19 protein-coding genes and 1 pseudogene are annotated in these 21,485 nt (G+C 63.2%); 2 read left to right on the top strand and 18 right to left on the bottom strand.

Features of this window, described 5'->3' with window-relative positions; all coding sequences use genetic code 11:
* Positions 1-20: 20 nt before the first annotated feature.
* From K2M58_RS03260 to istA, 10 genes and pseudogenes are all read right to left on the bottom strand, one after another.
* On the bottom strand, positions 21-692 hold the full coding sequence (locus tag K2M58_RS03260) for an S-layer homology domain-containing protein (protein WP_220678264.1): 672 nt from the start codon (positions 690-692) through the stop codon (positions 21-23).
* A 262-nt stretch (positions 693-954) separates the two neighbouring features.
* Positions 955-2,148, bottom strand: a complete 1,194-nt coding sequence (locus K2M58_RS12825) for an ABC transporter ATP-binding protein (protein ID WP_289628265.1) — start codon at positions 2,146-2,148, stop codon at positions 955-957.
* A 33-nt stretch (positions 2,149-2,181) separates the two neighbouring features.
* Positions 2,182-3,081 (bottom strand): carbohydrate ABC transporter permease, encoded by a 900-nt coding sequence (locus K2M58_RS03250; RefSeq protein ID WP_220678263.1) that lies wholly within the window; start codon positions 3,079-3,081, stop codon positions 2,182-2,184.
* The gene (locus K2M58_RS03245; protein WP_220678262.1) at positions 3,074-3,982 is read right to left on the bottom strand and encodes a carbohydrate ABC transporter permease; all 909 of its coding nucleotides are present in this window, start codon (positions 3,980-3,982) and stop codon (positions 3,074-3,076) included. Before K2M58_RS03245 ends, K2M58_RS03250 begins: the two co-directional genes overlap by 8 nt.
* An 11-nt stretch (positions 3,983-3,993) precedes the next feature.
* The gene (locus tag K2M58_RS03240; protein WP_220678261.1) at positions 3,994-5,355 is read right to left on the bottom strand and encodes an ABC transporter substrate-binding protein; all 1,362 of its coding nucleotides are present in this window, start codon (positions 5,353-5,355) and stop codon (positions 3,994-3,996) included.
* A 54-nt stretch (positions 5,356-5,409) separates the two neighbouring features.
* On the bottom strand, positions 5,410-5,880 hold the full coding sequence (locus K2M58_RS03235; RefSeq protein WP_289628264.1) for an extracellular solute-binding protein: 471 nt from the start codon (positions 5,878-5,880) through the stop codon (positions 5,410-5,412).
* Positions 5,824-6,346, bottom strand: a pseudogene (locus tag K2M58_RS12930) (extracellular solute-binding protein); the annotation flags it as partial. The pseudogene K2M58_RS12930 and the gene K2M58_RS03235, both read right to left, overlap by 57 nt.
* Before the next feature lie 233 nt (positions 6,347-6,579).
* Positions 6,580-7,464: a metallophosphoesterase family protein gene (locus K2M58_RS03225; protein WP_220678259.1), complete on the bottom strand. Its 885-nt coding sequence runs from the start codon at positions 7,462-7,464 to the stop codon at positions 6,580-6,582.
* Positions 7,465-7,984: 520 nt separating this feature from the next.
* Positions 7,985-8,770 carry an IS21-like element helper ATPase IstB gene (gene istB / locus K2M58_RS03220; RefSeq protein ID WP_220676869.1) on the bottom strand — a complete coding sequence of 262 codons (786 nt, stop codon included), beginning with the start codon at positions 8,768-8,770 and terminating at the stop codon, positions 7,985-7,987.
* On the bottom strand, positions 8,767-10,044 hold the full coding sequence (istA, locus tag K2M58_RS03215; RefSeq protein ID WP_252393391.1) for an IS21 family transposase: 1,278 nt from the start codon (positions 10,042-10,044) through the stop codon (positions 8,767-8,769). Before istA ends, istB begins: the two co-directional genes overlap by 4 nt.
* A gap of 102 nt (positions 10,045-10,146) precedes the next feature.
* On the opposite strand from istA, the gene K2M58_RS03210 reads away from it, so the two are divergent.
* The gene (locus K2M58_RS03210) at positions 10,147-11,697 is read left to right on the top strand and encodes a purple acid phosphatase family protein (protein WP_220678258.1); all 1,551 of its coding nucleotides are present in this window, start codon (positions 10,147-10,149) and stop codon (positions 11,695-11,697) included.
* Between the two features lie 72 nt (positions 11,698-11,769).
* Here K2M58_RS03210 and K2M58_RS03205 read toward each other — a convergent pair whose 3' ends face one another.
* The 3 genes from K2M58_RS03205 to K2M58_RS03195 all read right to left on the bottom strand — a co-directional run bounded on the left by K2M58_RS03205 (position 11,770) and on the right by K2M58_RS03195 (position 13,615).
* Positions 11,770-12,708, bottom strand: coding sequence for an aldo/keto reductase (locus tag K2M58_RS03205; protein WP_220678257.1), 939 nt, complete (start codon positions 12,706-12,708; stop codon positions 11,770-11,772).
* A 78-nt stretch (positions 12,709-12,786) separates the two neighbouring features.
* Positions 12,787-13,047: an endo alpha-1,4 polygalactosaminidase gene (locus tag K2M58_RS03200; RefSeq protein WP_252393580.1), complete on the bottom strand. Its 261-nt coding sequence runs from the start codon at positions 13,045-13,047 to the stop codon at positions 12,787-12,789.
* Entirely contained in the window at positions 13,034-13,615 is a 582-nt protein-coding gene (locus tag K2M58_RS03195) for an endo alpha-1,4 polygalactosaminidase (RefSeq protein ID WP_289628263.1), read from the bottom strand. The genes K2M58_RS03200 and K2M58_RS03195 overlap by 14 nt, the downstream gene beginning before the upstream one ends.
* Before the next feature lie 260 nt (positions 13,616-13,875).
* Between K2M58_RS03195 and K2M58_RS03190 the strand changes: the two genes are divergently transcribed.
* Positions 13,876-16,176 (top strand): choice-of-anchor P family protein, encoded by a 2,301-nt coding sequence (locus K2M58_RS03190; protein WP_220678255.1) that lies wholly within the window; start codon positions 13,876-13,878, stop codon positions 16,174-16,176.
* Between the two features lie 94 nt (positions 16,177-16,270).
* Here K2M58_RS03190 and K2M58_RS03185 read toward each other — a convergent pair whose 3' ends face one another.
* The 5 genes from K2M58_RS03185 to K2M58_RS03165 form a co-directional block, all read right to left on the bottom strand.
* Positions 16,271-16,984 (bottom strand): ABC transporter ATP-binding protein, encoded by a 714-nt coding sequence (locus K2M58_RS03185; protein WP_220678254.1) that lies wholly within the window; start codon positions 16,982-16,984, stop codon positions 16,271-16,273.
* A 67-nt stretch (positions 16,985-17,051) separates the two neighbouring features.
* Positions 17,052-17,861: an ABC transporter ATP-binding protein gene (locus tag K2M58_RS03180; protein WP_252393518.1), complete on the bottom strand. Its 810-nt coding sequence runs from the start codon at positions 17,859-17,861 to the stop codon at positions 17,052-17,054.
* 3 nt (positions 17,862-17,864) lie between these two features.
* Positions 17,865-18,818 (bottom strand): branched-chain amino acid ABC transporter permease, encoded by a 954-nt coding sequence (locus tag K2M58_RS03175; protein ID WP_220678253.1) that lies wholly within the window; start codon positions 18,816-18,818, stop codon positions 17,865-17,867.
* Positions 18,819-19,001: 183 nt separating this feature from the next.
* Complete coding sequence (locus K2M58_RS03170; RefSeq protein WP_220678252.1) at positions 19,002-19,874, bottom strand: branched-chain amino acid ABC transporter permease; 873 nt, start codon at positions 19,872-19,874, stop codon at positions 19,002-19,004.
* A gap of 274 nt (positions 19,875-20,148) precedes the next feature.
* Complete coding sequence (locus K2M58_RS03165) at positions 20,149-21,411, bottom strand: ABC transporter substrate-binding protein (protein ID WP_220678251.1); 1,263 nt, start codon at positions 21,409-21,411, stop codon at positions 20,149-20,151.
* Positions 21,412-21,485 lie beyond the last annotated feature (74 nt).

Below are 21,485 nucleotides of genomic sequence, written 5' to 3'. Positions count from 1 at the left end.
CGCGTCTGAGACGGCCTTCTTTACGGCCACGCCAGCGACGAACTTGTTTCAGAACCGGCGCTCAAGCGCCCGGCGGGGAAAAGCCGGCAAAACGCCCTTCCGCGCCGGGCGTTATGGGGCCGCCCCCATCGCGATCCGGTAAAAACGGTCGCCGCCTCCGCCCGTTTGACCGGCGCCTTGGGCAAGAAGCGGTTGCCGTCCACCCCGCTCATCCACCCGCGTTGCTGGGCGTATGCCACCGCCGGCCTGGCCCAGAGGCTGATCGCCTCCCGATCGACAAAAGACGGCACGGCGCGATCGGAGGACGGAGTCGCAGCCGTCTCTGCAGGCCGAAGTGCCTGGACGAGGACGACCGCCATTTCCTTGCGGGTGATCGGATCGTTGGGACGAAACCGAATCCCGTCGCCTTTCATCAGGCCGGAAGCATACGCGGTCCCCACGACAGCGCTGTACCAGGCGGAAGCGGGGACGTCCCGAAAAGGCGCCCGTTTCGGTTCGATTTCGATGCCGAGCGCCTTCAGCACCATCGCCGCAAATTCTGCCCGGATGACGCTTCGATCGGGTTCGAAGCGGCCGTCGCCGACGCCGGAGAGGACGTGGCGGCTCGCCAAAACTTCGATGGCGTCTTTCGCCCAGTGATCGCGGACGTCGACAAACGTTTTTTCGACCGCCAGGACGGCAAAGGTCCCCAACGCCGCCGTTTCTGCCTCGGATCGGAGGGGGCTTCCCTTTCGGCCGCGGCGAAAGCCGCAGGCGTTCCGCCAAAGCCGGAGCCTTCCAGAAACAGGACCGCCCCCAGCAGGGCAAGCCCCATCCGGATCATCGCGGTTCGCCACCGGCGCCTCGCCTGAGCGATCACCTTCGCTTCCTCCTCGAACAAGGGATCTTCATGCCATCAAGCCACGGATCGTATCATCAAACGACAGAAGGCCGCAGGCGTTCCCCATCCCCCGGTCAGACGGACTGCAGCACATTTCTGGTCCAGGAGAGGCCGAGATTTTCCCCGCTTTTCGGGTCGAAAAAATGAACGTCCCGCCAGGAAAACACGAGGAGCATGCGCGACGTCACTTCGATGCCGCCCGCCGGGACGACCCCGCCCACCTCGGTCCGCCCCCAGGCCGCGTACACGTATCGCTCCCGGCCGACGTCTTCCACAAAGCGAAGGTCGACCGGGATGCGAACCGTCCACGGCCCATCCGGTTCGCGATCCCGAAGCGCTGCTTCCGTCCCGGCAAAAGGCGCAAATTGGATGCGCTCCGGCCGGATGCCGACGACGACCGAACGCCCCCTTCGTTCCGCCAAAGCCGAGGCGATCGCGGTCGGGAGGGACACCGAAACCTCCGGGCGTTCCTCGAAGCAAAGGGTCTCGCCCTCGACCCGGGCATGGATGAGATTCATCGGCGGGGTGCCGATAAATCCGGCCACGAACAGATTGGCGGGCCGCTCGTATACGTCTTTCGGAGTCCCGTACTGCTTGAGGCGGCCGCCGGCCAGAACGGCGATGCGCGTTCCGATCGTCATCGCCTCGGTTTGATCGTGCGTCACGTAGACGAGGGTGAACCGAAGTTTTTCCTGCAGACGGACGATTTCCGATCGGGCCTTCACGCGCAGCCGGGCGTCCAGGTTGGAAAGCGGCTCGTCCATCAGCACGATCGGCGCCCGTTTGACGATCGCCCGGGCAAGGGCCACCCGCTGCCGTTGGCCGCCGGACAGCGCCCGCGGCAGGCGATCTTCCAGCCCTTCCAGATCCAAAAGCCGAAGCGCTTCCCGGGCGCGGGTCTCGATGACGGTCCGGGGAACCCGCTGCATGCGCAGGCCGAAGGTGACGTTCTCCCAGACCGTCATATGCGGATAGAGGGCGTAATTTTGAAAGACCATGGCGATGTCCCTTAACCCGGGATCCACGTCGTTGGCCGGCCGGCCGCCGAGATACAACGTTCCGGTATCAACGCTTTCCAGGCCGGCGATCAGCCGAAGCGTCGTCGTCTTGCCGCCGCCGGAAGGACCGAGGAGAACGGCCCGCTCGCCCGGTTCGACGGTAAAGGTCAGCCCCTCGACGGCCGTCACCGATCCGTATCGCTTGCTGACGTTTTCGAGGCGAATTTCGCCGCGGCGATCGATTTCCCCCGCTGACTCCGTCCGGGACAAGGTCGGTCTCCCTCCGTTCTATAAGTGGCCCGCCTATCCTTTCACACCGGAGTGCATAAAAGTTTCCATAATTTGCCTTTGCGCCAAAGCGTACGCCAGAAGCGGCACGAGCGACGTCAGCGTCGAAGCCGCCATCATCGCCCCCCAGTTCGTGCCGCCTTCCAGGTTCGTAAACATCTGGAGCGCGATCGGCAGGGTATAGGAACTTTTTTCCTTCAAGATGAGAAAGGGCCAGAAATACTCATTCCACGTGTTGATGAAAAAGAGGATGGCAAGCGCCACCAAGCTCGGTCGCACCAGCGGCAGAAGGACATGCCACAAAATGCTAAGCGGACCGACGCGCTCCATCCGGGCCGCCTCGTAAAACGAAAGGGGCACGCTCCTAAACGCCTGTCGCAGCAAAAAGATGCCAAGCCCATCCGCCAGCTGCGGCAGCGCCACCCCGAGCACCGAGCTGAGAAGCCCCAGGCGGGCGACGATCAAATAATTGGGGATCATGGTCGCGGTAAACGGGACGAAGGCGGTCAGCAAAAGCGCGTAAAACAGCACCTCTCGACCCCGAAAGCGATAAAACGAAAAGGCGTACGCCGCGAGGACGCTCGTGCCCAGCTTGGCGGCCGTCACGATGAGGCTGACCCAAAAGGTGTTGACGATGTATCGGGCAAAGGGGACCTGCGTCCAGACGTAACGATAATGCTCGAGCGTCGGCCGAGCGGGCCAGAGGCTGAGCGGATCGTTGCTGATGGCGACGTTCGTCTTCAAAGAGGCACCGATCATCCACAGCATCGGAAAGGCCGTCCAGACCGCCACCAGCAAAAAGAGGAACCCCAGCGCCCCGGCCTCGAACATCGTGAATCTCCGCTTTGGCTTCCTCTCCAGAATGAACGCGTTCTCCGGGATCCCCACATCCGGCGAGCCGATCGCCTTACTCATGCTCGTAGTAGACTCCTTTTTCGAGCACTTTTTTCTGCAGGAAAAGAAATGCGGCAAAGATCAAAATGACCATCACGGCAGCGGCCGCGCCCCGACCCGTCTGGAAAAACTGAAACGCATACTGATAGGTGAGGAAGATGAGGTTCGTGCTCCCCTTATCGGGCCCGCCGCCGGTCAGCATCTGGATCGGCACAAACACGTACTGCGCTCCCATCACCACGGTGAGCACAAGGACGTACAGGGCGGTGGCCGACGTCAGCGGTCGGACGATGTGCCAGAAGATTTTCCAGGGCGACACGTTGTCGATGCGGGCCGCTTCGATGAGCTCTCTGGGAATGCTGGCCATCCCGGCCAAAAATACGATCAGATGGTAACCGAAGCTTTTCCAGGCGGTGATGAGAGCGATGGCGACAATCACCCAGCCAAAAGAGGAAAACCAGGCCGGGGCGTCGAGCCCAAAAAGCGAAAGGAGCCGGGCGATGGGACCGCTTAACGGATGAAGAAGCCAGAAGTACAGGATCGAGGCGACGGCCAGCGAAAGGACGCTCGGCAGAAAGTAAAGCCCTCTAAGCACCTGCCCCGCTCTGGGCGCTCTGAACGCCATCCCGTAGGCCAAAAGATACGGCAGGGCAAAGACGATCCCGAAAAGAAGCGCCGTATAAAGAACCGTGTTGCTGAACGCGATCCAGAATTCTGGAGCGGTGAGTACCGCGGCGTAGTTCGCCAGGCCGACCCATTTTTTTACGGGGCTGATCATGTTCCACTGCAAAAAACTGAGATAAAGCGTGTATCCGACGGGGAGGTACACGAACGCTCCGAGGAGAAGCGCCGCCGGCGCAATCAAGGCTGCGGCGACCCACCCCGTTAACCGGGGTGGGCGCCACCGCTTGAACGCACGCATGGTCTCGCCCCTCAGCGAATCAGCCCATTGACTTTTTCGGCCGCTTCCTTAAGGGCCGCTTCCGGAGACTTTTTCCCGGTGAGGATGGCGTCACGGGCATCCAGCAGCACCTGTTCCGCCTGCAGGCCGTTGGCCCCCGGAAAGCTCACCCACGGCACAACGTCCGGCAGCTGGGCGACGGCGACTTTCATCAGCGGGTTTTGGTCCATAAAGTCTTTCAAATAGCGCGGGTCGTCGGCGACGCCCTTTCGGGCCGGAAGATATCCGGTTCCCTTGGTCCAGACGGTGATCGCCTCCGGGGAAAGCAAGAATTTGATGAACGTCCAGGCCGCTTCCTGCTCCTTCGGATCCTGCGCGAAGATGAAGAGATTGTTCCCTCCTGCCGGGAGGCGACGGGACTTTCCGTCAAACGCCGGAAACGGCGCGCCCTTGACCGTAAATTGGGCATTCGACTCGACGTAATTCCGCCGCGCGATGGTCGTGATGTACATGGCGACTTTCCCCTGAACGAACGCTTCGGACCCTTCGTCCCACGTCGCGTGTAGCGCCGTCTTGTCTTTCAGGACGAGATCCTGATACAGCTGAAACGCTTCGATCGCCTCGGGGCTGTCGAAACCCGCGACGAGTCGCCCGTCTTTTTCGATCAACATGCGGGCGCCGTTGGACTCGATGAGCGCCTGCTGTCCCCAGAAATCGCTCGGCTCCTGAAGATACAGCCCGTAGGCGCCGGTCTTTTCCCGTATGGTTCGCGCCGCTTCCCGCACTTCCGCCCACGTCTTCGGCGGCTTTTCCGGATCGAGGCCCGCTTTTTGGAACAGGTCCGCGTTGTAGTACAGGATGGCGTTCGAAATCGAATACGGCATGCCTTCCAGCTTTCCGTCGACCCGACCGAGATCCAGGATGTTGGGCAGAAAATCAGCCAGAAACAACTGCCCCTCCGGATCGCGGGACGCCGCTTCTTCGATCGAAAGATGCGGGAAGTTTTCCACCGCGTAGCGCAGGAAGTTGTAGCCGATCTGCGCGACCGCCGGCGGTTGACCCGCGGCCAAAGCGGTCTGAAGGTTTTGCATGAGTCCAAGATACATGTTCGGCTGGAACTTTTCGACGACCTGGATGTCGTCGTGTTCCCGATTGAACCGTTCGACCAGCTCCCGAACCGCCGGACCCCCGAAATTTTCGGAGTTGACATGCCAGTATTCGATGACGACTTTTTCTTTCCCCGAAGGAGCGTTCCCCTTCTGAGGCGTGTCTTTCGCTGCATCTGCCGAAGACATCGTCTGCGAGGGGGTCTCCGCTGTCGGACGGCCGCACGCCGCCCCCAGACCGCCCACGATCAACCACAGCGCCAACAGCAAAACAAGGCGTCGTTTCATGGTTCGGGTCTCCTCGTTTTAAAACTCGTTTGAACATATTTGGCGGTCATCCGACTACGGCTGCAGGCGACGAATTTTTTCGCTGGCCTCTTCCAGGGCGGTGGACGGCGATTTTTTGCCGCTTAGGATGGCCTCTGTGGCCTCGATCCGAATCTGTTCCGCCTCCAGGCTGTGGCCGCCGGAAAAGCTCGGCCAGGGAACGACGTCCGCCAGCTGCTGCCGGGCGAGCTTCAACACCGGTCGCTCCTCCAGGATCGATCGAAGCGCCGGGGAATCCGCCCAATCGTCCCGATGGGGCAAGTATCCCGTCTCTTCCACCCGGATCGCCAGGGCTTCCGGTGAATTCAAAAAGCGGATCCATTCCCAAGCCGCCGCTTGTTCGTTCGGATTTTGCGTCAATACCATCAGCACGTTTCCGCCTGCGGGAACCTTGCGGGGTTTGCCGTCGAAGACGGGAAAGAGCGTCGTTCGATAAGACCATCGCGTCGATCGCCCAGTTGGCGACGTCTTCGACGAAAAGTCCATACTGGCCGGTTTTTTGTTTGATCTCCCGGGAAAGCGTCCGAACTTCAGACCAGGTTCGGGGAGGACGGTCGGGATCCAGGCCGGCGCGCGAAAAAAGATCGGCGTTGTAATAGAGGACGGGCACGCTGATGGAATATGGAAATCCTGCCAGCGTCCCCTGACGACGCCCCAAATTGAGGACGGAAGCCGGAAATGACCGCAAAAATGTTTCGCTGCCCGGATCGCGCTTCAGCACTTCTTCCACCGGAACGAAGGGCACGTTTTCCACTACATAGTCGAGGTAGTTAAAACCGATCTGGGCAACCGCCGGCGGAGTTCCTGCGGCGATCGAGGCTTGAATTCTTTGCATCAATCCTTGATACGATCCCGGTTGAAAGACGGCCTCTACGGTGATGTCGGGATGGCGCCCGTGAAAGGCGCGCACCAGTTTTTCGATCGCCGGGCCGCCAAAATTTTCGCTGTTCACGTGCCAATATTCGATGCGAACCGGCTCGGCCTCCCCGGCTTCCGCCTTTGGCCGATGCCCCGTTTCCGGGTTCGTGGAAGCGCGGGGCGGGATGAGCTCCTAGACCCCGGTTCGGAGGTGCAGGCCGAACCCAAGCCCAGCAGGAGCAACAGCGCAAGGTGGCCCACCCATCTCCGGTAAAGAGGCGCGAATCGCGACACGCCCTCACCCCTTTCCCGCGGCTTTCTCCCCGCTTACCGTTCGCCCTGCCCCAGCCGCTCCGCCGCCGCTTCCGCCGCCGCTTCCGGCACCACGGGAAGGTCCGCCGCCCGATCGGCCTCCGTCCCTTCCGGCGCCGGATAGGGCGTAAAGCCGGGCATCAGGCGGTGGAAGCGGGCGATCGCCGCCCGAAGATCATGATCGTCGATCGGGCGGAAGGTCACCCGAACCCGCCCCGTCTCGACGTCGATCACCCGGTAGCCCGGCGCATCGAGCATGGCTGCCGTCTGCACGAAGGCGATCCCGTCCTTCCGGACGATGGAGTGGACGTGGTTGTGACCGGTGAAGACGACCACCGGCGCCTTGGCCGCCGCCAGAAGCTCGACGAAGGGGATCGACGGATCGAGGTGCATCTTCTCCTCCGTCGAGCGGGCGGTCGTCCCGTACGGCGGGTGATGGACGAAGACGAGGAAGGGCCGCCGATCCCCTTCCTCCCGCTCCGCCAGGCGATCGGCCAGCCAGGCCCGCTGTTCGTCGTCGAGCGTCCCGCTCCAGTCCCGAAGCGACCGGTCCCGGGCGGTGTCGAGGACGACGAGCGTCGCCTCCTCCCGCTCGATCGCCCGGAAGCGGGGCTGTCCCGTCTCCGCCTCGATCTCGTTTTTCGGCAAAAGGAGCGCGTCGTGGTTCCCAAGGACGTAGACGAACCGCTCGCCCGCCGGGTCAAACAGCTCCCGAACCGCGGCAAATTCTTCCGGCCGACCGAGATTCGTCACGTCGCCGATCCCGACGACGTAGTCGGCCGGCTCCGCAAGGACGGCCTCGACGATCTTCCGGTACGCCCGGTCCCGGGCGTCCCGGACGGCTTCGTCGGCGCAGTCCAGCCACGGAAAATGAAAATCGCCAAACAGCACGATGCGCACGACGGACTCCCCCTTCCTTGTCTGCCCACCTGGGCCCGTACCGCAAAAGGCGGCAAGGCGTCGTGGGCGACCGGTTCCGGCACGTCCATCGTACGATGCCGACGTTAACGCTCGGTAAAGAAACGACAAAGATTTGATAAAGAAACGCTAAAGATGTGATGAAGAGACGCTGAAGCTCGTGAAACTCGCCTCTTTATTTACAAAAATTTAATATAATTTTTAGCCCGTCTTTACGTCCTGTTTACGGAAACTTCATTTGGCGGCGGTAAGCTAGACGTGTCCGAGTCGACGATAAAGAGGCGACGGTATTGTCGGCCACCATCGATCAAGGAGGATCCTTGATGGCGCATCCCCCCTCGGAAGAACGGGCGACAGGGGCGCCCGCGGGCGCTCCCATCACCCGGCGGACGTTGTCAATAGCGGATTAAAACTCCCCAAAAAAATCGCGTTCGATTCCCCACAAACAGCGGATTCAGTTCCCCAAAATCATCGCGCATCATTCCCCAGACGTATGTTCGATCTACGCGGTCACCTCCTCCTTCAGCGCATGGGTCACCCCGGCGCGCAGCTTGTCCTTCATCCGGTAGCTGTTGCCGCGGATGTTGATGGTGGTGGCGTGGTGCAGGAGCCGGTCGAGCAAGGCAGAGGCCAGCACCTGGTCACCGAAGAGTGTCCCCCAGTTGGTGAAGCTGGTGTTGGACGTGATGATCAGGGAGCCATGCTCGTAGCGCTCCGACACGAGCCGGAAGAAGTTCGCGGCGTCCAAGGCGTCAAGCGGCAAGTAGCCGACTTCGTCGCAGATCAGCAGCTTCGGCTGGGTGTAGATGCGCAGGCGCTTGTCCAGCCGTCCCTCTTGGTACGCCCGTCGCAAGTCAGCGACCAGCTTCTGCATGGTCACGAAGTAGACGCTCATGCGCTGTCGAATCGCCTCCATCCCCAGGGCCACCGCAAGGTGGGTCTTGCCCACCCCCGGCGGTCCCAGGAAGATGACGTTGCTGCCCTCCCGGATGAACGTCAAGCCGGCCAGTTCGCGTATTTGTCGCTCATCGACGGACGGCTGGAACGAGAAATCGAAATCTGCAAGGGTCTTGTGATACGGGAAGTTGGCCATGCGGAGTCTGGCGTGCATGTAACGGCTGTATCGCTCCTCCTGCTCAGCATCCAGCAGTCTGTGCAGGAACTCCGCATAGGTCGCCTGGTGCCCCGCTGCCCACTCCACGCACGCCGGCAGCACCGCCGCGGCGCGCTTCAATCCCAGCTCCAGCAGCTGCTCCTCGGCCTTGGCCAAAACCAACGCCTCACTCATTGCCCCTGACCTCCCATCGCGATCTGCTCATAGACGGACAGCTCCCGCTGCTCCACGTCCGGCCCGATTTGCAACCCTGGCACCTTGCCTCGATCCGGATGAGGCGTCCCAGCCGGGATGCCCTTGAAGTGCTCAGGGTCGGTTGAGACCTGGTGCCTGCCTGTGAGCACGCGGTGTTCGGCAATGACCTGCCCGCCGTACTCGATCTGCAGGCGGCCTGACTCAAACTCCCGGACCAGCACGGTGTGCCCCACATACCGCCATGGAACGGTGTACATGTTCGTGTTCCAGGAGATGCGACAATCGCTCATGACCTTGCGCATATCGGCGTACGCCAGCGTGTACCGGCTCTTAGGCAGGGGCTTAAGCGTCTCGGCCTGAAACCGCACCACCGGCTGCTCCCGCGTCGTGCCGTGGATGCGCACATTAGCCACCGTATCCCGCCAGATGGCACCTTGCCGGTTCAGGTCGTCATGGTCCACGAACGAAACCGGCCAGAAGCTGGACCGGATATACCCGATGGGCCGTTCAATCTTCCCTTTGGTGCGACTTCGGTAGGGCTTACAGGCCTTGGGCACGAATCCGTAGTACTTGGCGAAGTCCATGTACGCCGGCTGCCAGTCGACGTGTCCATGACCGTCGTTGGCCACGACCAGCGGGGAGCAGTTGTCGCTGAGCATGACCTTTGGAACCCCGCCGAAGAACTCCAGCGCGTTCCGGAGCGCCTGGAGGATATGCCGTTGGTCCGCCGCTCTGATAAACTCCAGGTAGAGCATGCGGGAGTAGGCGAGGACCATGGCAAAGCACCATACCTTGCGCCGATGGCCCTGCGGATCCAGGTAGGGGAATGCGCCCAGGTCGATTTGCGCTTGTTCCCCCGGAGCCGTCTCAAACCGCACGGTTGCCTTGGCAGAGACAACCGGGCGGAGAGGGTGCATGAACTCGCGCAGTACGGTAATTCCGCCGGTATATCCCTGCTCCCGGATCTCGCGAAAGATTCGCTCCGCATTGAGGACGCCGATACGCATGCGCTGCTCCACATAGGCCTTGTACGGCTCCAGCTTGTGGCCTTTCACCCTACGGCTGCGCGACTTCACCCTCCCCTCCTCCTGCTGCCTCGGCTCACTCACAGCCTTGCGGATGGTTTTGCGGTCATGGCCGTATCTTCTGGCCAGTTCCGAGATGCTGACGCCCTCCTCATACAGCTTCCTGATCTCCATCTTCTCACTCTCCCTCATCACCGGCACCTCCCCAAAAGTGATGGCAGGTGCCATAGTTCGACACAGGGGTGGGGAATTCATCCCGATGATTTTGAGGAAATCATGCCGGTGATTTTGGGGAATCTTTATCCGCTGCTATTGGGGATTTTACATCCGATGTTGACAACGTTTCTTCGCGGCCTCGTCGGCCTCGCCGGCGCCGCGGCCTTGGAACCGTGGCTCCTCGGCGCCCGGGTCTGGGCGGCCGACGGGGGAAGCGTTCTTTCGCCCGAGGCGCCGCCCGGCGAAGGACCGGAGGGAGCGGAGGTAGGAGCGGCGGGCGCCCTCTGGAACGAAGAGCTCGTCACCGTCGGCGCCGACCGGATGGCCGTCAGCTGGGTGACGGACGCCCCGGGAGAGACGGCCCTCTGGCTCGGCGAACGGCCGGAGGAAATGCGGCGATACGCCTGGGGCGATCGGACGCGTCACCATCTCGCCGAGGTCGAAGGACTCGCCCCCGACACCCGATACGTCTACCGCGTCGAGACGGACGGGACGTTCGGGCCGCTCAATTCGTTCCGCACGCTGCCGAAACCGCCGGGAACGCGCCGCCTGCGCCTCGGCTGGATCGCCGACAGCCACCTCGCCGCGGGCAGCGGAGCAGGGGATCTCAACCAGCGCTATCTCGGCAAACTGACCGACGCGGCGCCGACGCTCCTCGAGCGGGCGCTCAACGACCTCATGCAAAAAGGCGTGGACGCCGTCGTCCACGCCGGAGATCTCACCGACACCGCCCATCCGGACGAATATCACGCTTTCCAGGCGATCGTCGCGCCGTATGCGGCCCGCGTGCCATATGCCGCCGTCCCCGGAAACCACGACAAATATCGGCGCAAGACCGGAGGGATCGGCGAGGCGGGCTTTCGGGAAGCGATCGGCGATACGCTCCCCCGCCTTCTCGATCTCGGCGCCGCAACCGTCATCCTCCTCGATTCGGCCCGCCCCGACGACGACTGGGGCTGGATCCCGACGGCAAGCCTCACCTGGCTGAACCGAACGCTGAACGAGACCGCCGGACGGCCGACCTTCATCGTGCTCCATCACCCGGCCAACGGCATGGATCTTTGGTTCGGGACGACGAATTTTTTTGCCCTTCAGGCGGTGATCGCGAAGCATCCCCATGTCGTCGGCGTTTTGAGCGGGCACATGCACCGCAATTTCATCAGCCTCGCCCGACACGGCGACAGAACGCTCCCGTACATCGAACTTCCCGCCACGGTCCAGTTTCCAAACGGCTACGGCCTCATCGATCTCTACGACGGCGGATACGTCTACACGTCCCACAAAATCAGCGCCATCGACCTGTCGGAGCGCTCCCGGGAAGCCGTGTTAAAAGGTTTGAACGACGCCTACGTCCTCTACACCCTCGGCGGACCGGGCGACCGCAACTTGAGCTACGACGCCGGCCGGAGGACGGTGATCCGGCAGTCGGGATTCGCCGTCGTCGCCGTCGTCGAACTGACCCGGCTCTTTACGCTGCTCAAAGAGCGGAGCGGCGCGGCCTTTTCCGTGGCGGCGGCCGATGCGGCGAACCTCCGGCGCCTCGTCTTCGGCCGCTTCGCCACCCGGGAAGAGGCGGAGCGGCGCCGGGCCGAACTCGCCGCCGTCCTGCCGTTTCCGCTGGCCGTAAGGGAAGAAGCCGCCGGAGCCCTCCCCCGCTCCTTTTGAACCGGGTGCGCCGCGCCGGCTCCCCGTTCGCGCTTCACCTCGACGGAGCTACCCGTTCACGCCTTGCCCTTCCTAGCCCCTGACGGTATAGTCGTCGACCCGGGTGAGGTTCCGGATGCGCGCCACCGCCTCCGGCGGAAGCGGCGGCAGATCAAGGACGCCTGCCGCTTCCTCGAACTGGACCACCGTCCGGGCGCCGATGAGGGCGACGGCGACCGCCCCCTCGGCGAGGACGAAGCGGTAGGCGAGACGGGCGACCGACCCTTCCGGATCGCCCGTCTCCCGGGCGATGGCCTCGAGCTGCCGGTAAAGTTCCAGCAAGGCTTCCCGCGGATATCCGTGGGCGCCTGCCGCCTCCAGGGCGGCGATCCGCTGCGGCCCGTCCCGGCCCAATAATCCTTTGGCGAGCACTCCCCGCGCGATGAGGGAGGCGCCGCGGGCGCGGACGCACGGCAAGATTTCCCGTTCCGGTCGCCGGTCGAGCGGCCCGTAGGCGCTCATGACGGCGACAAAGCGCCCCCGCTCGAGGGCCCGGCAGACGACCGCCGGGCGGATCGACGACAGGCCGTAATGCCGGATCGTCCCTTCTCGGACGAGCCCTTCCAGCCCCTCGACGAGCGCATCGATCGGGTCGGCCAGCGTCCCTCCGTGCAAAAGATACAGATCTATGGTCTCGACGCCGAGGCGCCGGGCGCTCGCCCGGGCGGCCTCCCGGATGTACGCCGGATCCGGCGTCCACGTCCAGCCCTCCTCGCCCGGCGTAAAGCGGTTGCCGCCTTTCGTCACGACGACGACGCGGCGCCGCTCCTCCGGCGCAAGCGCTTTGAGCACCCGGCCGATCCACGTCTCGCTTCGGCCGTAAAAATACAGATCGGCCGTATCCCAGAGGACGATCCCCCGCTCGAGGGCCGCCGCAAGCACGCGGCGGCTTTCCGCTTCCGCCGGATCGAGCCGCATCAGCCCGAGGCCGAGGGGCGGCACGACGAGATCGCTCGTCCCGATCTGACGCATCGATTTCACCTTCTTTTACAAAATTTACTCAGGGAATCCACGATGGGGAAACTGGATCCATCATTGGCGGCCAACAGATTAACGACCGGGAAGGTGCCAGGCGTCCAGTTCCCGCCGTTTGATCTGAGCGCTCAGGCCGTAGCGCCGGGCGTCGTCGCACACCGTCTCCGGCGTCGCCCCGAGCTCGGCATACTCGAGGGCCAGCACCGGTTTGCCGGCATCCCGAAAAGGGCGCGTGAGAGGGCACCAGCCCTCCAGGACGCAACTTTCAACCAGGATCCAGTCGAAGTCGGGGACGAGCGCTTCCGCCTGTTCGGGGTCGTTTTTAAGACCGACGATCAGGCCGCGACGATGCGCTTCCTAAGCGACCCAGCGATTGAAGCGGAGCTGATCTTCTGCGGAGAGGGGAAATCCGGTGTCGTTTTGATACGTTTAGATTGTCGGGATCGAGGCCGTGAAAGCCTTTGGCAAGACAGAGATCGAAGCGATCCTGCAAGATGGGACCGAGGAGATCCAGGCGCCGGATGTCGATCCAGCGTTCCCCGGGCCAGTCCGCGACGTCCTTTCCCAGGACCGTTTTGGGATAGCGATCGGCATCCGGGCGCCAGTCCTCCCAGGCGCCGGCGTTGAGATAGCCGATCACGCGTTTTCCCTCGCGTTTGAGCCGCGCCACCGTAGAGGCGTCGGTTTCAAAAAGATCGAGCATGACCCGTTCCGCGTCCCGGGGAACGGAAAGGGCACCGGTAAACTGAATATGCCGGCGGAGCGGGCTCCGCGAATGCCTCTTTTCCGTCTTCACCCTTCCCCGGTTCCACGGTTCAGCCCCGCAGGTTGAATCCCGAGGCCCGCAGTGAGGATGAAAATCGCCGAGAAGGAAGCGATCAGGACGATGCTCCCCAAAAGGCATCGCTCCGAAACGCCAGGAGCTGACCTCGGGATTCCGTTTATTCATCGACCGAAGCTCTGGTTTTTTTTCGCCCCCGGCTTAAATTGTATCCTTAACTTAGCAGATCAAGAGCGCCGATGAGTCGGTTTCGTTGAATCATTTCATAAGCAAATCACAATGATTTTTTCGACAAAAATCAACACCATTCTTTACTTGTTTTTAATAAAATTGAGATGATAGTTTGAAAAACAGAAAACATAAAAAGGATAGGGGGTATACGTATGAGACGTATTTTTCCGGCGATCCTGTCCCTTCTCATTGCCTCGATCGCCTTCTTCGCCCAGCCGGAGCCGCCCCGCATCGAAGCCGCACCGCCGAAAGCGCCGCCGTTTTCCGGCCATGCTCGAACGCAGTCGCTTGAAATCAGCGCGCTCTCGGGACTGGGCATCTTGAAGGTCGTCGCCGGTTTAAGCGAAGCGCGCCTGGACAACCAAAGTCAGCCGCCGGCGCAAGCCAGCGGCGTCCCGGTAGAACTCACCCTCTTGAACGGAAAGCTTCCCCTTTTGGCCTCTCAATCGTCCGCTCCTCCCGACACCTCCGACGATCAGGAGCGATCTTCCGCATCGGAATCCGGCGTGACGGTCGGATTGTTCACCGCTCGCTCCTCTGCCCAATGGGAGAAACGCGATCCGGCCGCCGCGGCCAGTACGTCGACAGCTAACCTCGGCATTGCCGGACTCATCAACCTCGGTGCAATCGAAAATTCCACCACCGTCAAGACCTCAACCGACGGCTCTCTGTCCTCTACCGCCCGCGTTCACCTCGCCGATCTGTCGCTGCTCGCTGGGGCCATCAAAATTGAAGCTGTAGACATCACCGCGACCGCCATCGCCAACGGAAAACCGGGGGGCGCACAGGCGAAAGTCGATCACGCGGTGGCCCGGCTTCGTGTCCTCGGCATCCCCTACACGATTCGAGGCGGCCAGGTGCTCAACATCCCCGGCGTCGCCAAGATCGCCCTTTCCGACGGGCAGACCACCACCGCCCCCGATGGGACATCCGCCTCGGCAACGGGTAGCGGTCTCACCATCCAGCTTCTCGGCATTCTGTTTAACGGCGTCACCGTCCAAATCGGTCTCGCCGAGGTCTCGGCAACTGTCCCGAAAGGCGGCATCCCGTTTACCCCACCTTCGGCCGAACCGCCCTACGCCTTGGAGAAAAAAGCGCTGACCGCATCGCCGCTTCCGGATGAAACCTTCGACTATGCGATCACTTACCGCATTCTGGCCGACGTCGAAGACGTGATCCTTCGAGATCCGCTGCCGAAAGACGTCCAATTTGTCGCGGCAAGCGGAGGCGGGCGATACGACGTAACCGAGCACGCGGTCATCTGGTCGCTCGGTTCACTCAAAAAAGGCGCTTCCGGCACGCTGACGACGACCGTTCGGGTCAACCCGAAAGCGGAGCCGGGAACGATTCTTGAAAACGTCGCCACGTTGTCCGCCGCAAATCAAAAATCCGTGACGACGCCGCCGGTGCGCCTTCGGATCGCTTCGCCGGCGCCCTACCAGATTTCGAAGATGGCAGCTCATGCGACGGTAGAAGTCGGGGGCATCGCCGAATTCCGCATCGCATACCGGATGCTGGAAGAGGCGAGCGCGGTCGAAATCATCGATTCCCTGCCGCCGAACACAACGCTGGTCAGCGCAAGCGGCGGCGGCCAGTACGATCCGCTTCAAAATGCCGTCATCTGGAAGCTCGGCGATCAACTCCAGGGAGCCGGCGACGTGTTCGTCGTTCGGCTGAAAGTCGATCCGCGCACCCCTTCGGGAACGACGCTCCGAAACGCCGCCATCATCTCCGCCAAAAACCGCAAGCCGCTCCGCTCATCCGAGGCCGTCGTCACCGTCGGTACGAAAGTCTATCTTCCGTTTGTGACCGGCTATCCGGATCAAACCTTTCGCCCTTACCGGTTGGTGACGCGGGCTGAACTGGCTTCAATGGTCGCCCACATCATGAAGCTTGAAGCGTACACCGGACACCCCGTCTCCTACCGGGACGTCCCCGTTTATCATTGGGCCCGGAAAGCCGTCGCCGCGGTAACAGCCAAAAGCCTGTTCCCCGTGCTGGCCGACAATGTCTTTGAGCCGGATCGGCCGGCGACCCGGGCCGAAATCGCCTACGTGATGGTCCGGATGTACGATCTCGATCTGATCGAATTCGCCAACCGGACGACGACAACCGCTCCGACCTTCACCGACGTTCCCAAGACCCACTGGGCATATAACGCCATCGAAACAGCCGTGCGACTCGGCTTTTTGAGCGGCGATCCCGACGGCCGTTTTCGTTCGAACGATGCGGTGACCCGGGCCGAAACCGTCGTGCTCCTGAGCCGCGCCCTTGGACGGGGGCCGCTGGTTGACGGGAACGTCCCCGTGCGAAGCCATTATCGCGACGTGAATCGTAGCGACTGGTATTTTGGTTGGATCGAAGGCGCCTCTCGGGTTGCCTATCGAGCGGTGCACGTAGAAGGAAAAGGAGATGTGCTCGAAGCGTATTTGGACGATCAGCCGATCTGGTGATCGCAGTAAAGACTGATGTCGCCACAAAAAATCGGCCGGAAATATCCGGCCGATTTTTTGTGGATAAAGAAGCGCTTGAAGGCAAAAAACGGTCTCATCCCGCCCGGCCGCCGAGGTACGCCGCCTGGATCGCCGGATCGGAGCGAAGTTCCGCCGCCGGCCCTTCTCGGACGATCGCCCCGTGCTCGAGGACGTAAGCGTAATCGGCGAAGCGAAGCACCTGCCGAACGTTCTGTTCGACGATCAGGATCGTCGTCCCGGCGGCGTTGATCGCCTGAATCGTGCGGAAGATGTCCTGGACGACGAGCGGTGCCAGCCCCATCGACGGCTCGTCGAGGAGAAGGAGCTTCGGCCGGGCCATGAGCGCCCGGGCGATGGCGAGCATCTGCTGCTGGCCGCCGGAAAGCGTCCCGCCGAGCTGCCGCTCCCGCTCTTTGAGCACCGGAAAAAGAGCGTACACCCGCTCAAAGTCCGCCTCGACCTCCGCCCGATCCCGGCGGAAAAAGGCGCCCATCTCCAGGTTTTCCCGCACCGTCATCCGGGCGAGGATCTGCCGCCCTTCCGGCACGAGGGAGATCCCGAGCCGGGCGATCCGGTAGGGCTTGAGGCCGTCGATCCGCTCACCCCGGAAAAGGATCCGGCCGGCGACGGGCCGGAGAAGGCCGGCGATCGTCCGCATCGTCGTCGTCTTGCCGGCGCCGTTCGCGCCGATCAGGGCGACGATCTTCCCCTCCGGCACCCGAAGCGTGACGTCCCGCACGGCGCGGATCGGCCCGTAGGCGGCGCTGATGCCCTCGAGGAAGAGCATCTCCGATCGTTTCCCCCTTTCCGGCGATCGGACCGCGGTTCGGCCCGAAGCCGCCTTTTGCGGATGGTCAGGCGCCGCCCCCTTCGGACGGGCGGGCTTCCCCGCTTTCGTCGTCGTCCTTTCCGAGGTACGCCTCGATCACCGCCGGGTCGTTCTGCACCGCCTCCGGTGGCCCTTCGGCGATCTTCGCCCCGAAGTTGAGGACGACCACCCGGTCCGAAATCCCCATCACCAGGCCCATATCGTGCTCGACGACGAGCTCGGTGATTCCCTGCCGGCGGATGTTTTGCAAAAGCTCCGCCAGATCCGCCGTCTCTGCCTCGTTCATCCCGGCAGCCGGTTCGTCGAGGAGAAGCAGCTTCGGCTCCAAGGCGAGCGCCCGGGCGATCTCCAGGCGCCGCTGCGCGCCGTACGGCAGGGCTCCGGCGGGAAGGTCCGCCGCTTTTTCCAGGCCGACGAAGCGAAGGAGCTCCCGCGCCCGCGCTTCCGTCTCCCGCTCTTCCGCCCGCTCCCGCCGCGTCCGGAGCACCCCCGCCAGCGCTCCTGCCCGGGTGCGGCTGTGGCGGCCCACTTTCACGTTGTCGAGGACCGACATCGACCGGAACAGGCGGATGTTCTGAAACGTCCGGGCGATCCCGAGGGCGGCGATCCGATGCGGCGGAAGGCCGGAGATCGTTTGCCCCTCGAAGCGGATTTCCCCGGCCGACGGCGGAAAGAGGCCGGTGATCACGTTAAAGAGCGTCGTCTTCCCGGCGCCGTTTGGCCCGATGACGGCGACGATCTCGCCGGGAGCGACGCTGAAGCTTACGCCGTTTAACGCCAGAAGGCCACCAAAGCGCCGCGAGACGCCGTCGACGACGAGCATCGCCTCCGGCATGCCTCATCCCTCCAGCGCCCGGCCGCCGGCGGAAAGCCGCCGTCGGCGGAACCGGAGCAAAAGATCTTCCGTGATGAGCCCCCGCGGCCGGACGATCATTACGACGAGCATCGCCACCCCGTAAAACATCATCTTGTAGTCCTGAAGCGCCCGAAGAAGCTCGGGCAGCGCCGTCAAAAGAAGGGCGCCGACCAGCGGTCCCCAAAGCACCTCCGCCCCGCCGATCACGGCGAAGGAAAGCATCTCCACCACGCGGTGGTAATTGAAATCATCCGGCGTGATCGCCGTCGTCAGGTGAGCGTACAGCCCGCCGCCGAAGCCGGCGAGCATCGCTCCGAGGACGAAGGCGAGGAGCTTGTACGCCCGGAGGTCGATCCCCATCGCCTCGGCCGCCACCTCATCCGCCCGGATGGCCGAAAACGCCCGGCCGACCCGGGAGCGCATGAGGCGGGCGAGGAGAACGACGACGACGACGAGGAGGAGGAACAAAAACACCGCCACCGACAGAGCCTTCAGCTGGGCCGGCGTAAGCCCGACCCGCTCCGTCGTAAGGCCCAGGGCCTGCTCCAGCCGGTAGAGCTCCCCGCCGAGAGACGGCAGTCCCTTCAGTCCGAGGGCGCCTCCCGTCACCTCGAGGTTCAGCATCACCACCCGGACGACCTCGCCGAAGCCAAGGGTCGCGATGGCGAGATAGAGGCCGTGCAGCCGAAGCGTCGGCCCGCCGATGATCAGGGCCACCGCCCCGGCGAGGACGGCGCCGGCGGGCACCGCGACGATCATCGGCATCCCGGCGTATCCGGTCAGGATCGCTGCCGTATAGGCGCCGATGCTCATAAATCCCGCCTGGCCGAGGGAGAGCTGCCCCGTCGCCAGCGTGAGAAAAACGCTCAGCGCCAACATGCCGTTTAAAAAAACAAACGATAAGACCTGCAGCTGATACGGATTGAGCCAGTCCATCGTTCCGGCGCCCTCTTTCGTCCTTTGTCCCTCGATCTCTCCTGTCCGTCTTACGACGCCCGCCGGTCCGTCGTTTGTGCCCCGCCGACCGGTTTTTCTTCTCCCGACCGGCGGGGTCAAGCGGGTCGTTCGGAACGGCTGCCGGGCCGCCCGACTCCTTTTCCCCGGCGGGAGGCGGCGCGGTCACCGCTGGACGGGTTTTTCGCCAAAAAGCCCCTGCGGCCGGACGAGAAACACGAGGATGATCATCAAAAACGCGATTGCATCCCGGTACGTCGAACTTCCGTAGGCGACCGCCAGCACCTCGACCACGCCGAGCAAAAGCCCGCCCAGCATGGCCCCCGGCAGGCTCCCGAGCCCGCCGAGGACGAGGACCGCCAGTCCCTTGAATCCGAGCCCGACGCCCATCGACGGCGCAACCGCCCCGTAGCTCAACCCGAGCAAAAGCCCCGCGACGCCGCCCAGCCCCGAGGCGAGGACGACCGTCGTGAGGATCACCCGGTCGGTCGGGATGCCGAGGATGGCCGCCGTTTCGGGGCTTTCCGAAGTCGCCCGGATCGCCTTCCCGAACGGCGTTTTCTGGATCCAGAGATGCAAGACGGCCATCAGTCCTAAAGCCGCGGCCAAGATCGCGAGGTCGACCGCCCGGACGTCCACGCCGCCCACGGAAAACGAGCCGCCGAGCCTTCCGGGGACGACCCGGGAGTCGGCCCCGAAAAGCTTGATCATCGCGTCGTCGAGGATCGTGGCAAAGCCGATCGTGCTGATGAGCGGTGCAAGGTGCGGCACGTCTTTTTTTCGGAGCGGCCGGAAGGCGACGGCTTCCAGGAGCGCCCCGAGGGCCGCCGCGCAGGCGACGGAGACGAAAAAGGCCGGAAGAAGCGGCCAGCCGAACGCCGACATCGTCACGATCGCCGTGAGGGCGGCGAAGATGAAAATCTGCCCGTGGGCCATGTTGATCATGCCCAAGACGCCGAAGATGAGCGTATAACCGACGGCGATGAGGGCATACGTGCTGCCGACGGTGATGCCGTTTAAAAGCTGCTCGAACAACATGCCCGAACGCCCGCCTCCCGTCCCGCCGCCGAGCGGCCGGATCCCCGTATCGCGAACCCGAATGCGGCTCCTGACCGATTTCCTTCGCCTCCACGCCGGAAGAAAAGGGCGGGACCGCCTCCCGCCCTGTCCGTCCGGCGCCTCCTGACGCGAAATACCGGCGACCCGGTCCGGCGCTCATTTCTGCTTTACCGCTTCGGCCGTATCCCACGGTCCTTCAGTTGCTTCCCTTTCCTTCAGTCGATGGGCATCTCTTCCGTCGCTTACCGTTTCTTCAGTCGCTGACCGACTCCAGCGGCACGTACTTTCCGCCCTTGGCCACGACGACGACCGCCTCGCCGATCGGGTTCCGGCGCTCGTCGAACGAAAGCTTCCCGGAGACGCCCTCGAAGTCTTTGAGCTCCGCCAACTGATCCCGAAGCAGCTTCCGGTCGGCCTTGCCGGCCTTAAGGAGCGACTCGGCGATGATCACGAGCCCGTCGTACGCCTGCGCGGCAAACTGGTCGGGCTTCTTCCCGTAGCGGGCTTCATACGCCTTGACGAACGCCTGAACCTTCGGATCGTCCTTTTCCGGGCTGAAAGGCGTCGCCACGATCAGCCCTTCGGCGGCGTCGCCGGCAATCTCGAACACCTTCGGGTTGTTGAACCCGTTCCCGCCGAGGATCCGCGCCCTGAGGCCCATCTCCCGGGCCTTTTTCACGACCAGGGATCCCTCTTTGTACAGCGCCGAGATGAGCAGGACGTCCGGATCGGCCTTTTTGATGTTCGTCAGCTGCGCCGAAAAATCGACATCCCCGACGGCGAAGCTCTCCTCGGCGACGATCTGGAGGCCGAGCTCCTCCGCCGTCTTCTTCATCGTCTTGTAGCCGGAGACGGAAAAGTCGTCGTTGTTGGCGTAGATGAGGGCGGCCGTCTTGAAATGGTACCGGTTTTGCGCCGCCTTCATCGCCGTCGGGATGGCGATCGACTCCGGAAGCGAGTTCCGGAAGACGTACGGCCCGATATCGTTGATCCCTTCCGCGGTGTTGGAGATGCCGAAGATCGGCGTCTCGTTTTCGTTTGCCACCGGGCCGGCGGCAAACATCTCCGCCGACAGCGTCGGGCCGATGATGGCGACGACCCGATCTTCGTTGATCAGCTTGTTGACGGCGTTGATGGCGCTCTCTTTCTTGCCGCCGGTGTCTTCGTAAACGATGTCGAGCTTGAGCTTTCCGGCGTATTTTTCGTTCAGCTCATCCTTCGCCATCTCGAGGCCGCTCCGCTGCGCCTCGCCGTAAGCGGCAGCGCCGCCGGAGAGGATGAGCACCGCGCCGATCTTCGCTTCGATCGGCCCGGCCGCCTCGCCGCCGCTTCCCTGCCCTTCCGTCGCCGGACCGGACGCGGGGCTTCCGCTCGACTCCTTCGCGCCGCCCCCGCCGCAGGCTGAAAGCGAAAGCCCGAGGACGAACACCGCCGCGAGGACAAAAATCGCCCCCCGCCGCCAGCGTCCGCCGGCTTGCCTCCCCGCCGCTCGCTGGATCGCTCGCTCTTGCTCCATGCCGGCTCCCCCTTCTCTGATTCCGTTCGTCTTTCCGAACCTCCGATGAACCGGCCATCGCCCGGCCGCGCCCA

The organism is Hydrogenibacillus sp. N12, from assembly GCF_019645935.1.
GTDB classification, from domain to species: domain Bacteria; phylum Bacillota; class Bacilli; order Thermicanales; family DSM-22653; genus Hydrogenibacillus; species Hydrogenibacillus schlegelii.
The sequence above is the reverse complement of the archived record's forward strand: the minus strand, read 5'-3'. Positions and strand labels throughout refer to the sequence as shown.

Bases quoted from the DNA above. Each gene is read 5' to 3' on its own strand.
- K2M58_RS03250 (WP_220678263.1), bottom strand. From the start codon at position 3,081: ATGAGTAAGGCGATCGGCTCGCCGGATGTGGGGATCCCGGAGAACGCG.
- K2M58_RS03245 (WP_220678262.1), bottom strand. From the start codon at position 3,982: ATGCGTGCGTTCAAGCGGTGGCGCCCACCCCGGTTAACGGGGTGGGTC.
- K2M58_RS03240 (WP_220678261.1), bottom strand. From the start codon at position 5,355: ATGAAACGACGCCTTGTTTTGCTGTTGGCGCTGTGGTTGATCGTGGGC.
- K2M58_RS03235 (WP_289628264.1), bottom strand. From the start codon at position 5,880: ATGGACTTTTCGTCGAAGACGTCGCCAACTGGGCGATCGACGCGATGG.
- istB (WP_220676869.1), bottom strand. From the start codon at position 8,770: ATGAGTGAGGCGTTGGTTTTGGCCAAGGCCGAGGAGCAGCTGCTGGAG.
- istA (WP_252393391.1), bottom strand. From the start codon at position 10,044: ATGGCACCTGCCATCACTTTTGGGGAGGTGCCGGTGATGAGGGAGAGT.
- K2M58_RS03210 (WP_220678258.1), top strand. From the start codon at position 10,147: ATGTTGACAACGTTTCTTCGCGGCCTCGTCGGCCTCGCCGGCGCCGCG.
- K2M58_RS03205 (WP_220678257.1), bottom strand. From the start codon at position 12,708: ATGCGTCAGATCGGGACGAGCGATCTCGTCGTGCCGCCCCTCGGCCTC.
- K2M58_RS03195 (WP_289628263.1), bottom strand. From the start codon at position 13,615: ATGCCTTTTGGGGAGCATCGTCCTGATCGCTTCCTTCTCGGCGATTTT.
- K2M58_RS03190 (WP_220678255.1), top strand. From the start codon at position 13,876: ATGAGACGTATTTTTCCGGCGATCCTGTCCCTTCTCATTGCCTCGATC.
- K2M58_RS03185 (WP_220678254.1), bottom strand. From the start codon at position 16,984: ATGCTCTTCCTCGAGGGCATCAGCGCCGCCTACGGGCCGATCCGCGCC.
- K2M58_RS03180 (WP_252393518.1), bottom strand. From the start codon at position 17,861: ATGCCGGAGGCGATGCTCGTCGTCGACGGCGTCTCGCGGCGCTTTGGT.
- K2M58_RS03175 (WP_220678253.1), bottom strand. From the start codon at position 18,818: ATGGACTGGCTCAATCCGTATCAGCTGCAGGTCTTATCGTTTGTTTTT.
- K2M58_RS03170 (WP_220678252.1), bottom strand. From the start codon at position 19,874: ATGTTGTTCGAGCAGCTTTTAAACGGCATCACCGTCGGCAGCACGTAT.
- K2M58_RS03165 (WP_220678251.1), bottom strand. From the start codon at position 21,411: ATGGAGCAAGAGCGAGCGATCCAGCGAGCGGCGGGGAGGCAAGCCGGC.